Genomic DNA, 13,959 nt, shown 5'->3' with positions numbered 1-13,959 from the left:
CGGGTCAGGGCTGCGGCCCCAGCCAGTCCAGGCAGACCACCACCGCGTCGTCCACCAGGTCCCCGGCGACGAACGCCCGCAGGTCGCCGATCAGCGACCGGACCGCGTCCAGCGGCTCCATCGGGCCGGTCCGGCGCAGGAACCGGTCCAGCGCCGCCTCGCCGTAGCGCGCCTGCTCGGTGGTGGCGTCGATCACGCCGTCGCTGACCACGAAGAGCCGGTCCCCGCGCTCCAGCCGGAACCGCTGCGGCCGGTAGTCGGTGCCCTCGAACATGCCGAGCGGGAACTGCTCGTCCAGCTCCTGCTCGGCCACCTCGCCGGAGCGCAGCCGAAGCAGCCGGGGCGAACCGGCGTCGACCACAGTCAGCTCGCCGGTTGTCAGGTCCAGCTCGATCAGGAGCACCGAGACGTGTTGTTCGCCCCGGTGCTGGGCGTAGACGGCCTGGTCGGCCAGCGCGGCCTGGTCGGCCAGGTCCAGCCCGGCCCGGCGCGCGTTGCGCAGCGCGTACGTGGCCAGCGAGGCGAGCAGCGCCGCGGCCACCCCCTCGCCGTAGCCGTTCAGCACCGCCAGCCAGAGCCGGTGGCCGTCGTCGGACCAGTCGAAGCTGTCCCCGCGCACCGCGTACGCCGGCTCCAACTGCCCGGCCAGACTGAACGACGGCCGGATCCGGCTGCGCCCGGGCAGCAGCTCCCACTGCATCTCGGCGGCCAGCGTGAGTCGCCGGCTACGCCGGGCGGTCCGGTAGATGTCGGTGGTCGCCATGACCGCGCTCAGTTCGTGCCCGAGCACCGTGGCGATGGTGTCCAGCTCCCGGCGGGCGTCCGGGTCGGCGGGCACCGGCGAGACCTTCAGTACGCCCCGGCGTTCGCCGCGCATGCCCACCGGGAACCAGCCGACGCCGTCGGCGATCACCGGCTCCTGGTGGTCGAAGGCGCGCCAGGCCGGGTGGCCGGGCCCGGTGACCGACGGTCCGTCATCCAGCGGCAGCAGCTCGGCGAGCCGGTAGTCGACCTGGTAGAGCTCGGTGTTGGTGACGCCGTACGTGCGCGCGAGCTCGGCGGCGAGCCGGTCCACGATGAGATCCGTCGGCGCCTCGGTCAGGATCCGGCGCGCGTGGCCCTCCGCTCCGCTCATCTTTGCTCCTTTGCACAGGTCGCCGGGCAGATCCGGGGAGTAGTCTCGGCCCCACCATGACCGAAGAGCGCAGTACCCGGGAACCTGACACGAGTATGTCCGCAGCCCTGGACGAGGCGGCAGGCACCTTGCTCGCCGTCTGGGAGGCGGCCCGGGAGCGCACCACCAGCCGGCTGTCGAGTGCCCAGCTACGCGCGATCATGGTCGTCGAGCAGTATGACGGCATCAACCTCCGCCGTCTCGCCACGCTCACCGACATGTTGCTCTCCTCCGCCAGCCGGCTGTGTGACCGGCTGGTCGCGGCCGGGATGTTGGAGCGCGAGCCGGGCCGCTACGACCGGCGGGAGATCTCGCTGCACCTCACGCCCGCCGCCCTCCGGCTCCTCGCCGAGCTGCGTGCCGACCGGCGGCACCGGCTGGAGCGGATCCTGGCCGGGATGAGCCCGGAGGGCCGGGCCGCGCTGGTACGCGGCATGCGCGAGTTCGACGAGGTGGGCCGGCGCGGGGAGGCCACCGTGGCGGAGGGCTGGCCGATGCTGCAACCCTCCGGGGAACGGATCGGCGACCCGGCCCGGCCGTCCGGCGAACCTCCGGTGGCCCGTACCGCCTGACTCAGCCGGCCGGGCCGGGATCGTCCGGCGCGGCTTCGCGGGCGGCCCGCAACCGGGCCACCACCCGGGGATGCTCCGTCAGCGCCCGTTCCAGCGTGCCGAGCACCCGGTCCAGCAGGGCCCGGCCGCCGCGGGAGGTCAGCGCCTCCTCCTGCCATCCGACGAAGTCACGCAGCAGCCGGTCGTCGTCCACCCGCACGGCCGCGATCAGCGCGTCCACCAGGTGCGCGATACCGGCGGCGACGTCCTCGGCGCTCTCCGGCGGCGGGTCGAGCGCGGCAAGTGCGAGCCGGACCAGCTCACGCCGCCGGTGCAGCACCGCCACGTAGGCGTCGTCGGGCGGGGGCGGCGGCGCGCCGGTGTGCGCCGCGGACAGCGGCCGCTCCAGCAACTCCACCGCGTCCCGGGCGCTGGCGCCCCAGCCCGCCGCGCCGATCGCGGTGGCCCACCGGCCGTCCGGGCCGAAGCCGGGACCACCGGCGAGCACCGGCACCCCGGCCGCCCGGCTGGCCTCCACCATCCGTGCCGCCCGGACCAGCCGATTCGGCTGCACGCAGCTCAGCAGCACCGCGTCCGGACCGGTCTGGTGCAGGTAGGAGACCAGGTGCCGGGCCGGCACGCTGGCGCCGAGGAACGTCACCCGCCAACCGGCCGCCCGGACCACCTCGGTGACGATGCGGGCGGCAAGCGCGTGCCACTCGCCCTCCACGCACGCCATCACCACGTGCCCGCGTCGCGGTGGACCGACCGTCGCGCCCAGCGCGTCCACCACCTGCTCGCTGACGTGGGTGGCGGCGTGCTCCTGGGCGATGCTCCACGAGCCGGTGAGCCAGCGCCGGCCGACCTCCCGCTGCGCCACCGCGACCAGGTCGACCAGAACGTCCGCGACCGAGAAGCCGTCCGCGAGCAGGCCGCGCGCCAGCGCGACCGCGCCGGCCCGGTCGGCGGCGTCCAGGCGATCGAGGTACGCGGCGAGCGTGTCCGGCCCGATCCGGCGCCCGGCCGCGGGGGTGGGGCGATCCGGCGGCGGCGGTGTCACCCGGCCGCCACGGCGAGCATGGCGATGTCGTCGTGGGGCTGCCCGTCCAGCCACTCGTCGACGAGCTGGAGCACCCGCTCGACGAGCGCGGCGGGCGGAAGCCCGGTGCCGGTGGCGAGCGCCTGACGCAGCCGGGCGTCGCCGAACATGGCCGGCTCGGTGGGGCCGCCGCGGGCCTCGGTCACCCCGTCGGTGTACGCCAGCAGCAGGTCTCCCGGCGCCAGCCGTACCTCGGTGCCGGCGAAGCGGGCGTCGGTGAGCGCGCCCACCGGCATGCCGCCCACCCGGACCGTCTCCACCCCGCCGCCGGCGCGGACGACGAGCGGTGACGGGTGCCCGCCACCGGCGAGCCGCACCAGCAGCCCGCCGTCCGGCTCGCGGCGCAGCGCGCCCAGCAGGAGCGTGGTGAACTGGGCCCGGCGGGCCGCGTCGGGGGCGTCCAGCAGCGCCCGGTTGAGCAGCTCCAGCAGCTCCCGGGGGCGCTGCTCGACCAGGCGCAGGGTCTGCAGCGACTGGCGGACCCGGCCGGTCAGCACTGCCGCGCCGACACCCTTGCCGCAGACGTCACCGAGCGCGAACAGGCCGCCGTCGCCGGTGGGGAACAGGTCGTAGAAGTCGCCGCCGATGCGCAGGCTGTCCCCGGCGGCGCGGTACCCGCCGGCCAGTGTCATCCCGCGCAGGCGGGGCAGCTCCGGCGGGAGCAGGCTGTTCTGCAGCACCCGGGCCAGGTGGGCCTGCTCGCCGTACAGCTCGGCGGCGGCCAGCGCGGCACCGGCCCGCCCGGCGAACTCCCGGGCCAGGCCGATCTCCCGCCTGTCGAAGCCGGGCCGCTCCGGGCGGCGGGCCAGCACCAGCGCGCCGGCCGGACCACCGGCGCTCGGCATCGGGCTGATCAACACGGTGCCCGGACGGCCGAACCCGGCGGGCAGCACCTCGGCCAGGTCGGCCAGCTCGGCGTCCAGCCAGGGACTCGGCTCGGTGAGGTCGCCTTCGAGCGCCTCGACCAGGCCGGGTACGGACTCCACAGTCGGCCAGCCGGCCAGGCCGGTGACCGGGCCGGGATCGCCGGTGGCGTACCGGATCCAGTGCGGCTGGTCCTCGGCGGGCGGCGGCGGGCGGTGCACCACCACCGCGACGTCGGCCAGGTAGGGCACCGGCAGCGTCACCGCGGTACGCAGCGTCTGCTCCCGGTGCAGGGACAGCCCGAGCCGGCTGCCCGCCTCGGCGAGGAACGCGGTGCGGGACCGTTCGGCCAGCAGCGCGTCGGTACGCGCGTGTTCCTCGGTGACGTCGCGGACGTACCAGGCGCTGCGGTCGTCGGCCAGGGGCCGCCGCACGCCGCGCAGCCGCCGGCCGTGGTGGTCGGTCTCGAACGCGTCCGATCCGGCGGTGGCCGCGTCGGCCAGCGCCGGCACCCGGCACGCGGCCAGGTCGACGCCGGGTGCCACCTCGGGGAGCAGGTCGGCGGCCATCGCGTTGACGAGCGTCACCACGCCCGCGTGGTCGACTGTCACGACCGCCTCGGCGAGCCCGTCCAGCAGCTCCCGGGCCAGATGGTCGTCAGCCGGTAGCGCGACCCCGGCAACCCGCCGGGGTCGTCTCCGCGAGGCGTGTCCACCGCCGCTGACCGGCCCCGCGACACCGCCCCGGCGCGCGGCGGTCACCTCCGGTGGCCGGGCGCTTCGGTCGGTCGACCCGTGCGCATGCTGTCGGTGCACTCCTCGCTCGACGAACAGGTTGTCTGGCGGCAAGCGTACCGAGCGCAGGCACGGAATGCCCGTCGAGGATCATCCCGCTCAGCCGGTGCGGGCCAGCCAGCCCACCGGCCGGTCGACGATGTGGCGGACCACCGAGCCGGCCCCGCCGACCGCCGCGGACTGCGCCCCGAGCACCGCAGGGCGCACCGTCACCGGCGCCCAGGCGGCGGTGAGCACCCGCCGGGAGACCTCCGCCTCCACCGTCGGCCGCAGCCAGGGCGCGAGCCGGGCGTATCCGCCACCGAGCACCACGGTGTCCAGATCCAGCAGGTTCACCACGCCCGCCACCGCGACCCCGAGGGCGGTGCCGGCATCGGTCAGGGCGGTCAGCGTGGCCGGGTCACCGGCCTCGGCGAGGTCGGCGAGCCGGGTGGCGGCGGTGTCAGCAGGCAGTTCCGCGCCGGGCAGCCCGGCGGCGGCGAGGATCGCCTCCTGGCCCGCGTACCGCTCCAGGCAGCCCTGGCCGCCGCAGCGGCACGGCCGCCCCTGCGGCTGCACCGGGAAGTGACCGATCTCTCCGCTCCAGCCGCGCGCGCCCCGGTAGAGCGCGCCGTCGAGCACGATCCCGGCGCCGATGCCGATCTCGCCGGTGACGTGCAGGAAGCTGCGCGGGCCGGCCGGGCCGGCGTACAGCTCGCCGAGGGCGGCCAGGTTGGCCTCGTTGTCGACCACCAGCGGCGGCACCCCGTCGACCGGCTCGGCCAGCGGGTGCCCGGCCAGCAGCGCCGGCACGTCCACGTCCCGCCAGCCGAGGTTCGGTGCGAGCCGGACCAGGCCGCCGTCGCCCACCAGGCCGGGCACGGCGAGCGCCGCGCCGGCCAGGGTCAGCCCGTCGCGTACGGCGGCAGCACGCGCCTCGGCTGCGAGCGCGGCGAGCCGGGCGAGCGCGTCGGCGGGGGAGACCGGGCGCAGGTCGGCGCGGCGGACCAGGTGGTGCCGGACCGTGCCGGTCAGGTCGACCACGCAGGCCGCCAGGTAGTCGACGTTGACCTCCAGGCCGAGCCCGGCCGGGCCGTCGGAGGCGAGCACCAGGCCCCGGGCCGGGCGGCCCGCTCCGGTACGCGGCTCCGGCTCCGCCTCGGCGACCAGCCGGCCGGCGATCAGGTCGTCCACCACGGCGGAGACGGTTGCCCGGGTCAGGCCGGTGTCGGCGGCGATCCCGGCGCGCGAGGGCGGCCGGTCGGCGGCGGCGATCCGCCGCAGCACCACCGCGAGGTTCAACTCGCGCAGGCTGCCCTGCCGGACCGCCCCGGCGGTGCTGGCGCTTGTCACCTCTTGACACTGCCACATCGCCGCCATTTAATTCAACCGCTGAACAAATCGCGGACGACACCACCACCTGGAGGTCTGCCATGGCACCCCGCCCCACCCCCGCGGACAAGTTCTCCTTCGGTCTCTGGACGGTGGGCTGGCCGGCCCGTGACCCGTTCGGCGACGCCACCCGGCCCGAGCTGGACGCCGTCGAGGCGGTGCACCGGCTCGCCGAGTTGGGCGCGTACGGCATCACCTTCCACGACGACGACCTGGTCCCGTTCGGCGCGGACGCCGCCACCCGCGACGCCCGGCTGAGCCGCTTCCGCAAGGCGCTCGACGAGACCGGCCTGGTCGTGCCGATGGTCACCACCAACCTGTTCACCCACCCGGTGTTCAAGGACGGCGGCTTCACCAGCAACGACCGCGACGTGCGCCGCTACGCGCTGCGTAAGGTGCTGCGCAACATCGACCTGGCCGCCGAGCTGGGCGCGAAGACGTTCGTCATGTGGGGCGGCCGGGAGGGCGCCGAGTACGACGTCGCCAAGGACGTCCAGGCCGCGCTGGACCGCTACCGCGAAGCAGTCGACCTGCTCTGCGAGTACGTCGTCGACAACGGCTACGACCTGCGCTTCGCCCTGGAGCCCAAGCCGAACGAGCCCCGCGGCGACATCCTGCTGCCCACCGTCGGCCACGCGCTCGGCTTCATCTCCACGCTGGCCCGCCCCGAGATGGTCGGGCTCAACCCGGAGGTCGGGCACGAGCAGATGGCCGGGCTGAACTTCGCCCACGGCATCGCCCAGGCGCTCTGGCAGGGCAAGCTGTTCCACATCGACCTCAACGGCCAGCGCGGCATCAAGTACGACCAGGACCTGGTCTTCGGCCACGGCGACCTGCTCAACGCGTTCGCCCTGGTCGACCTGCTGGAGCACGGCGGCCCGAACGGCGGCCCGGCCTACGACGGCCCGCGCCACTTCGACTACAAGCCGTCCCGCACCGAGGACATGACCGGCGTGTGGGCCTCCGCCGAGGCGAACATGCGCACGTACCTGCTGCTCAAGGAGCGGGCCGCGGCGTTCCGCGCCGACCCGGAGGTGGCCGAGGCGCTCGCCGCCGCCCGGGTGGCCGAGCTGGCCACCCCGACGCTCAACCCCGGTGAGGGGTACCGCGAGCTGCTGGCCGACCGGACCGCGTTCGAGGAGTTCGACCCGGAGGCCGCCGGGGCGAAGGGCTTCGGCTTCGTCCGGCTCAACCAGCTCGCCGTCGAGCACGTGCTCGGCGCGCGCTGAGGCGGGCCGCCATGCCGCTCGTCGCGGGGGTCGACTCGTCGACCCAGTCCTGCAAGGTGGTCATCCGGGACGCGGAGACCGGCGAACTGGTCCGGCAGGGCCGCGCGCCGCACCCGCCCGGTACCGAGGTCGACCCGTACGCCTGGTGGGAGGCCCTGCGGGCGGCGGCGGCCGAGGCCGGCGGCCTGGCCGACGTGGCCGCCGTCTCGGTCGGCGGCCAGCAGCACGGCATGGTCTGCCTGGACGCCTCCGGTGAGGTGGTCCGCCCGGCGCTGCTGTGGAACGACACCCGGTCCGCCGACGCGGCCCGGGAACTGGTCGAGGAGGCCGGCGGCGGGGAGACCGGCCGCCGGTTCTGGGCCGAGGCGACCGGCGCGGTGCCGGTGGCCAGCTTCACCGCGACGAAGCTGCGCTGGCTGGCCCGGCACGAGCCGGACAACGCCGACCGGGTGGCAGCCGTCTGCCTGCCGCACGACTGGCTCACCTGGCGGCTCGCCGGCGCTCCCGGTCTGGACGCGCTGCGCACCGACCGGGGCGACGCCAGCGGCACCGGGTACTGGTCGCCGCGTACCGGCGAGTACCGGCTGGACCTGCTGGAACGGGCCTTCGGTCGGCCCGTGACGGTGCCGGTCGTGCTCGGCCCGGCCGAGACGGCCGGGCACCTCGACCCGGCCGTGTTCGGCGACGCCCCGTCCGGTGGCCCGGGGTCCGGCGCGGCAGGTGCGTCCGGCCCAGGGTCCGGCGCGGCCGGCGGCGGAGGATCCGGCCCGGTGCTCCTCGGGCCGGGCACCGGGGACAACGCCGCCGCGGCGCTCGGCGCCGGAGCCGGCCCGGGCGACGTGGTCGTCTCGATCGGCACCTCCGGCACCGTGTTCGCGGTCGCGGACACCCCGGCCGCCGACTCCACCGGCGCGGTGGCCGGGTTCGCCGACGCCACCGGCCGGTTCCTGCCGCTGGTGTGCACGCTCAACGCGGCCCGGGTGCTGGACGCCGCCGCGACGCTGCTCGGCGTCGACCTCGACACGCTCGGCGAGCTGGCCCTGTCCGCCCCGCCCGGCGCGGACGGGCTGGTGCTCGTGCCGTACCTGGAAGGGGAGCGGACGCCGGACCGGCCGCACGCCACCGGCGAGCTGAAGGGCCTGACGCTGCGCACCTCGACCCCGGCGCACCTGGCCCGGGCCGCGGTGGAAGGCATGCTCTGCGGCCTGGCCGACGGCCTGGACGCGCTGATCGCGCAGGGCGCCCGCGCCGACCGGATCATCCTGGTCGGCGGCGGCGCCCGGTCCGCTGCGGTACGCCGGATCGCGCCGCAGGTCTTCGGCCGCCCGGTGGTGGTGCCGCCGCCGGGCGAGTACGTGGCCGACGGCGCGGCCCGGCAGGCCGCCTGGGTGGCGCTGGGTGGCGACACCCCGCCCGCCTGGTCCATCGGCGACACCGAGGAGTACACGGGCGAGGCGGTCCCCGCCATCCGCGAGCGCTACGCCCACGCCCGGGGGTAAGGAAGGGCCCCTTCTTAACGCCTGCGGTAGAGGAGGGGCCCCTTCTTAACACGCGCGCCGGCCGGGGGCGGTGTCCCGGATCCGGCCCGCACCTGATTGGCTGCCCTGCATGAAGGGCACCAGGATCTCCCGGCGCGGGAACACGGCACACCGGTTCTACAGCGTCGTGGTCTTCGTGGTGCTCGCCTCGCTGGACAACGTGGCGATCGGCCTGGTGCCCCCGCTGTACGGGCCGATCTCCACCGCCCTCGACGTACCCCAGCGGATGCTCGGCCTGGTCACCGCCGTGAGCTTCCTGGTCAGCGCCGTGGCGGCGGTGGGCTGGGCGTACGTGGGGGACCGCACCAACCGCAAGCCGCTGCTCATGGTCGGCACGCTGCTGTGGGCCGCCGGCACCGGGGGCAGCGCGCTCGCCGGGGGGTACGCGACGTTCCTGATCGCGCAGTTCGTCGGCGCGGTCGGGCTCGGCGCGGTGGGCTCGGTCGGCTTCTCCGTGGTCACCGACCTGATCTCACCGCGCCGCCGCGGCCTGGTGATGAGCTTCTGGGGGCTGTCGCAGGGCGTCGGCACGCTGGCCGGGACGCTGCTCGGCGGCGTCCTCGGCGCGACCGACTGGCGGCGGCCGTTCCTGCTGCTGACCGGTGTGGGCCTGGCCGCCACAGTGGCGTACCTGTTCACCTACGACATCCGGCGCGGGCAGAGCGAACCGGAGCTGGCCGGGGCGATCGACGCCGGGAACGAGTACGACTACCGGATCAGCCGCGCCGACCTGCCCCGGATCCTGGCCCGCCGGACCAACCGCTGGCTGATCCTGCAAGGGCTGACCGCCCAGGCCGCGTTCGGCTCGCTGGTCTGGCTGCCGGTGCTGTTCAGCCAGCGGGCCGAGGCGCAGGGCTACTCGCCGGCGACGGCCGTAGTGGTGGGCAGCGTCTTCGCCACCCTGTTCCAGCTCGGCGGCGTGCTGTCCATCGTGGGCGGACTGGTGGGCGACGCGCTGCAACGGCGTACGCCGAGTGGCCGGGCCATGGTCGCTGCCGTCGGCATCCTCGCGGCGCTGCCGTTCTACCTGGTCCTGTTCTTCGTGCCGATCCGCATCGACGTGCCCGACGGCGCCGGCTCCGGCGCGGTGGTCACGGCCGTGCTGTCCAGCGTGCTGACCGAGCCGTCGGTGGGGCTGAGCCTGCTCACCGCAGTGGTGGCGCTGGCGCTGACCTCGGCGAACTCGCCGAACTGGTTCGCCCTGATCGCGGACGTGAACCCGCCCGAGCACCGGGGCACCGTCTACAGCCTGGGCAACCTCGTCAACGGCGTCGGCCGGGCGGCGGGCAACGGGCTGGTCGGGGCGGCGTTCGCCGGGCTGCGGGCGGCCTTCCCGCCGCCGCTGAACTACGCGGTCGGGCTGGCCGCGTTCCAGCTCTTCTTCATCCCGACCGGGATCATGTACTGGCTGGCCGCGCGTACGTCGCCGCGGGACATCGCGCAGGTGCACGACCTGCTGCACGCCCGCGCCGACCGCCTGGAGGAAGGAAGGGCCCCTTCTTAACGGTGACTGTTAAGAAGGGGCCCTTCCTCTACCGGAGGCGTTAATAAGGGGCCCTTCCTTACACCCGGAACCAGACGGTGACATCCGTCGGGACCGCGTCGGCGTCCAGCGGCGCGCTCGACACCAGCACCTCGGCACCGGCCGGCAGCGACACCGGGTCGGCGCCGAAGTTGGTCAGCACGGTGAGGCCGCCGTTGGTGAACGTGAGCACCTCGTCGCCGGAGGACAGGAACCGCAGCGGCCCCCGGGCCAGCGCGTGCTCGCGGCGCAGCCGCAGCGCGGTCCGGTACAGCTCGTACGTCGACCCGGGCACGCCGCGCTGCCGGTCCAGCGCGTACTCGGCCCACACCGGCGGCTGGGGCAGCCAGCTCGCGTCGGTAGGCCCGAAGCCGTACGACGGGGCGTCGGCCTCCCACGGGATCGGCACCCGGCAGCCGTCCCGGCCGCGCTCGGTGTGCCCGCTGCGCTTCCAGGTCGGGTCCTGCCGGGCCTCGTCGGGCAGCGTGGTGTGCTCCGGCAGCCCCAGTTCCTCACCCTGGTAGAGGTAGGCGGAGCCGGGCAGCGCGAGCATCAGCAGGCTGGCCGCCCGGGCCCGGCGCAGGCCCAGCGCGGCGTCCGGCTGCGGGTCGTCCACGCCGACGCCGTTGGCCCGGCCGCCGCCGGTGCCGAGCCCGAGCCGGGAGGCGTGCCGGACGACGTCGTGGTTGGACAGCACCCAGGTGGTGGGCGCGCCGACGGAGTCGGTGGCCTCCAGCGAGCGGGTGATGACCGCGTACTGGGCCGGCGCGGTCCACGCGGCCAGCAGGTACTCGAAGTTGAACGCCTGGTGCATCTCGTCCGGGCGTACGTACCGGGCCAGCCGCTCGGCCGGCTCCACCCACGCCTCGGCGACGAGGATCCGCTCACCGGGGTACGAGTCGAGCACCCGCCGCCACTCCCGGTAGATCTGGTGCACGCCGTCCTGGTCCCACATCGGCGGGCGCGGCTTGTCCACCTCGCTGCCGGAGAGGATCTCCTGCGGCTCCTGCCAGTCGGCCAGGTCGGCCTGCTTGATCAGGCCGTGCGCCACGTCCACCCGGAAGCCGTCCACGCCCCGGTCCAGCCAGAAGCGCAGCACGTCGAGGAACTCCGCGCGTACCTCCGGGTTGTCCCAGTTGAGGTCGGGCTGGCCGGAGTCGAACAGGTGCAGGTACCACTGCCCGTCCGGCAGCCGGGTCCAGGCGGGGCCGCCGAACACGCTCACCCAGTCGTTCGGCGGCTCGGCGCCGTCCGGGCCCTTGCCGTCGCGGATGACGTAGCGCTGCCGTTCCGGGCTGCCCGGCGCGGCGGCGACGGCCTCGGTGAACCAGCGGTGCGCGGAGGAGGTGTGGTTGGGCACCAGGTCGACGATCACCCGCAGCCCGCGCGCCTTCGCCTCGGCGATCAGCTTGTCGGCGTCGGCGAGCGTGCCGAACAGCGGGTCGACGTCGCGGTAGTCGGACACGTCGTACCCGGCGTCGGCCTGCGGGGACGGGTAGAACGGGGACAGCCAGAGCGCGTCGACTCCCAGCTCGGCGAGGTGGTCGAGCCGGGACGTGATGCCCGGCAGGTCACCGATGCCGTCGCCGTCGGAGTCGGCGAACGAGCGCGGGTAGACCTGGTAGATCACCGCCTCGGTCCACCAGCCGGTGCCCGGGGTCTGCTGCGTCGCGTCGGTGTTCAGCGCCTTACTCCTGTCTGGGTGGTGCGGGACCAGCGAGTTCTTCAGTGTGCCCGGGGCGGCGCTGTCGATTCGCGCACCACCAGGCGAGTGGGCAGGATCACCGGGGGCGGCGTCCCGCCGTCGGTGTCGGCGCCGCGCGGGGCGGGCACCAGGCCGGGGTACGGCTCGGAGGCCCGTACGCCGAGCGGGTCGAGCAGGATGCGGGCGGCGAGCAGCCCCTGGTCGGCGGCCGGCTGGGCGATCGTGGAGAGCCCGAGCACGCCGGCCAGGTCGTGGTCGTCGATGCCGATCACGCTCACGTCCTGCGGCACCCGCAGCCCGGCGTCGCGCAGCGCGGTGATCGCGCCCATCGCCATCTCGTCGCAGGCGGCGAAGATGGCTGTCGGCGGTTCGCCCCGGGCCAGCAGTTCCGCGGTGGCCCGGGTGCCGCCGTCGATCGTGAACCGCGACTCGACGTCGAGGCTCGGGTCGGGCCGCAGCCCGGCGGCCCGCAGCGCCTCCTGGTAGCCGCGCCGCCGGTCCAGGTGGGTGGTGAAGGCCAGTTCGTCGTCCGGGTCGCCGGAGATGTGCGCGATCCGGGTGTGGCCGAGGTCGAGCAGGTGGCGGGTGGCGGTGCGGGCGGCGGCCACGTCGTCGATCCGGACGCAGGGCCACCCGGGCACCTCGCTGCCGGAGCTGATCGTCACGCCCGGCAGGTCCAGCTTCGTCAGCGCGTGCACGTCGGCGGCCCGCAGCGGGGTGGCGACCAGGATGATCGCGTCCACCCGCTTGTGCAGGCTCGCCGTGCGTAGTACCCGCTGCCGGGTCTGCTCCCGGCCACCGAGGTTGTAGAGCAGCAGGTCGTAGCCGCTGTCCTGGAGGAGTTCCTCGACCGCCTCGACCACGGTGCCGAAGAACCATCTGGTGATCCGGGGCACCACCACCGCCACGGTGCCGGTCCGGCCGCCGGCCAGCCGGCTCGCGCTGGGCGACACCGCGTACTGGAGTTGTTCGGCGGCGGCGAGCACCCGGCGGCGGGTCGCGGCCGAGACCGTCGGCAGTCCTCGCAGCGCCCGCGAGACGGTGGCCGTGGAGACCCCGGCCAGGCGGGCGACGTCGTCAATCTTGGTCATCGTGGGCTCCCCGCTGTGACCCGGGCCCCGCCGCCGGCCGTGCCGGCGGCGGGGCACCGGATCAACCCTTGACGCTGCCGGCGAGCAGACCTCGCACGAAGAAGCGCTGAAGGGACAGGAACACGATCAGCGGTACGACGATCGACACGAACGCGCCGGCCGTCAGCCGCTGCCACTCGTTGCCCCGGGTGCCGGCCATCTCCGCGAGCCGGACCGTGAGCGGGGCGGTCTCGTCGCCGCCACCGGCGAAGATCAGTGCGACAAGCAGGTCGTTCCAGACCCAGAGGAACTGGAAGATGCCGAACGCCGCCAGCGCGGGCATGACCAGCGGCAGCACGATGGTGCGGAAGATCTTCGGGTGGGTGGCGCCGTCGACCCGGGCCGCCTCCATCAGGTCGCCGGGGAGCTGCGAGATGAAGTTGTGCAGCAGGAACACGGCGAACGGAAGCGCGAAGCAGGTGTGCGCGAACCACACCTGGGCGAACTTCTGTTCGTCGACCAGGTCCCACGCGGGCATGATCTGCACGCCGGCGACTGTGACGCCGGTGGAGAAGAACCGCAGCAACGGCACCAGGGCCATCTGCAGCGGCACGATCTGGAGCGCGAAGATCCCGATGTAGACCCAGTCCCGCCCCTTGAAGTTCATCCACGCCAGCGCGTACGCGGCGAGCGACGCGAAGGCCAGGGGGAAGAGCACCGAGGGGATGGTGATCGCCAGCGAGTTGATGAAGTAGCTGGCCAGCTGCCCGGACGAGCCGCGGCTGAACAGCACCTCCTGGTAGTTCTCCAGCGTGATCTGCGGGTTGGTGAAGAACGTCCACCACCCGGTGGTCTTGATCTCGTTCTCCGGCCGGATCGAGGAGATGAACAGGCCGAAGGTCGGGATCGTCCAGAGCATCGCGATGACGATCGACACGAGCGTGGCGGTACGGCTGTTCAGGCGCTTGCGCACCCGGGCGCCCCGGGTGGTCGGCTCGGTGGCCTGGGCGCCGACTCCGACGGTGGGCGTGGCGGTGGTCAT

The 13,959-nt window shown here is 74.6% G+C and carries 11 protein-coding genes; 4 read left to right on the top strand and 7 right to left on the bottom strand.

The window, feature by feature from the left end:
- Nucleotides 1-4 precede the first annotated feature (4 nt).
- Nucleotides 5-1,135, bottom strand: a complete 1,131-nt coding sequence (locus tag ACPCK6_RS09105) for a PP2C family protein-serine/threonine phosphatase (RefSeq protein ID WP_423480845.1) — start codon at nucleotides 1,133-1,135, stop codon at nucleotides 5-7.
- Nucleotides 1,136-1,230: 95 nt separating this feature from the next.
- Here ACPCK6_RS09105 and ACPCK6_RS09100 point away from each other — a divergent pair, with 95 nt between their 5' ends.
- Nucleotides 1,231-1,746, top strand: coding sequence for a MarR family winged helix-turn-helix transcriptional regulator (locus tag ACPCK6_RS09100; protein WP_135241735.1), 516 nt, complete (start codon nucleotides 1,231-1,233; stop codon nucleotides 1,744-1,746).
- A 1-nt stretch (nucleotide 1,747) separates the two neighbouring features.
- Here the strand turns inward: ACPCK6_RS09100 and ACPCK6_RS09095 are convergent, their stop codons facing one another.
- The 3 genes from ACPCK6_RS09095 to ACPCK6_RS09085 all read right to left on the bottom strand — a co-directional run bounded on the left by ACPCK6_RS09095 (nucleotide 1,748) and on the right by ACPCK6_RS09085 (nucleotide 5,841).
- Nucleotides 1,748-2,785 carry a cobalamin B12-binding domain-containing protein gene (locus ACPCK6_RS09095; protein ID WP_423480844.1) on the bottom strand — a complete coding sequence of 346 codons (1,038 nt, stop codon included), beginning with the start codon at nucleotides 2,783-2,785 and terminating at the stop codon, nucleotides 1,748-1,750.
- Nucleotides 2,782-4,449 (bottom strand): SpoIIE family protein phosphatase, encoded by a 1,668-nt coding sequence (locus ACPCK6_RS09090; RefSeq protein WP_396881287.1) that lies wholly within the window; start codon nucleotides 4,447-4,449, stop codon nucleotides 2,782-2,784. Before ACPCK6_RS09090 ends, ACPCK6_RS09095 begins: the two co-directional genes overlap by 4 nt.
- A gap of 132 nt (nucleotides 4,450-4,581) precedes the next feature.
- On the bottom strand, nucleotides 4,582-5,841 hold the full coding sequence (locus tag ACPCK6_RS09085; protein ID WP_423480843.1) for an ROK family protein: 1,260 nt from the start codon (nucleotides 5,839-5,841) through the stop codon (nucleotides 4,582-4,584).
- Between the two features lie 53 nt (nucleotides 5,842-5,894).
- Here ACPCK6_RS09085 and xylA point away from each other — a divergent pair, with 53 nt between their 5' ends.
- The 3 genes from xylA (at nucleotide 5,895) to ACPCK6_RS09070 (ending at nucleotide 10,124) form a co-directional block, all read left to right on the top strand.
- Nucleotides 5,895-7,082 carry a xylose isomerase gene (gene xylA / locus ACPCK6_RS09080; RefSeq protein WP_396881289.1) on the top strand — a complete coding sequence of 396 codons (1,188 nt, stop codon included), beginning with the start codon at nucleotides 5,895-5,897 and terminating at the stop codon, nucleotides 7,080-7,082.
- A gap of 11 nt (nucleotides 7,083-7,093) precedes the next feature.
- Nucleotides 7,094-8,581 carry a xylulokinase gene (locus tag ACPCK6_RS09075; RefSeq protein ID WP_423480842.1) on the top strand — a complete coding sequence of 496 codons (1,488 nt, stop codon included), beginning with the start codon at nucleotides 7,094-7,096 and terminating at the stop codon, nucleotides 8,579-8,581.
- Nucleotides 8,582-8,690: 109 nt separating this feature from the next.
- A complete protein-coding gene (locus ACPCK6_RS09070; RefSeq protein WP_396881291.1) occupies nucleotides 8,691-10,124 on the top strand; it encodes an MFS transporter in 1,434 nt (477 codons plus the stop codon).
- Nucleotides 10,125-10,182: 58 nt separating this feature from the next.
- On the opposite strand, the gene ACPCK6_RS09065 is transcribed toward ACPCK6_RS09070, so the two are convergent.
- The 3 genes from ACPCK6_RS09065 to ACPCK6_RS09055 form a co-directional block, all read right to left on the bottom strand.
- Nucleotides 10,183-11,826: a glycoside hydrolase family 13 protein gene (locus tag ACPCK6_RS09065; RefSeq protein WP_423480857.1), complete on the bottom strand. Its 1,644-nt coding sequence runs from the start codon at nucleotides 11,824-11,826 to the stop codon at nucleotides 10,183-10,185.
- 41 nt (nucleotides 11,827-11,867) lie between these two features.
- On the bottom strand, nucleotides 11,868-12,938 hold the full coding sequence (locus ACPCK6_RS09060) for a LacI family DNA-binding transcriptional regulator (RefSeq protein ID WP_396881292.1): 1,071 nt from the start codon (nucleotides 12,936-12,938) through the stop codon (nucleotides 11,868-11,870).
- Between the two features lie 61 nt (nucleotides 12,939-12,999).
- Complete coding sequence (locus tag ACPCK6_RS09055) at nucleotides 13,000-13,959, bottom strand: carbohydrate ABC transporter permease (RefSeq protein ID WP_396881293.1); 960 nt, start codon at nucleotides 13,957-13,959, stop codon at nucleotides 13,000-13,002.

This window comes from Micromonospora sp. AB353 (genome assembly GCF_049538395.1).
Lineage (GTDB): Bacteria > Actinomycetota > Actinomycetes > Mycobacteriales > Micromonosporaceae > Micromonospora > Micromonospora aurantiaca.
Note: the sequence above shows the minus strand (reverse complement) of the source record. Positions and strands in the feature narration are given on the sequence as shown.

Excerpts from the sequence above, each read along its gene's own strand:
- ACPCK6_RS09105 (WP_423480845.1), bottom strand. The coding sequence starts at position 1,135 with ATGAGCGGAGCGGAGGGCCACGCGCGCCGGATCCTGACCGAGGCGCCG.
- ACPCK6_RS09100 (WP_135241735.1), top strand. The coding sequence starts at position 1,231 with ATGTCCGCAGCCCTGGACGAGGCGGCAGGCACCTTGCTCGCCGTCTGG.
- ACPCK6_RS09085 (WP_423480843.1), bottom strand. The coding sequence starts at position 5,841 with ATGGCGGCGATGTGGCAGTGTCAAGAGGTGACAAGCGCCAGCACCGCC.
- xylA (WP_396881289.1), top strand. The coding sequence starts at position 5,895 with ATGGCACCCCGCCCCACCCCCGCGGACAAGTTCTCCTTCGGTCTCTGG.
- ACPCK6_RS09075 (WP_423480842.1), top strand. The coding sequence starts at position 7,094 with ATGCCGCTCGTCGCGGGGGTCGACTCGTCGACCCAGTCCTGCAAGGTG.
- ACPCK6_RS09070 (WP_396881291.1), top strand. The coding sequence starts at position 8,691 with ATGAAGGGCACCAGGATCTCCCGGCGCGGGAACACGGCACACCGGTTC.
- ACPCK6_RS09060 (WP_396881292.1), bottom strand. The coding sequence starts at position 12,938 with ATGACCAAGATTGACGACGTCGCCCGCCTGGCCGGGGTCTCCACGGCC.
- ACPCK6_RS09055 (WP_396881293.1), bottom strand. The coding sequence starts at position 13,959 with ATGACCACCGCCACGCCCACCGTCGGAGTCGGCGCCCAGGCCACCGAG.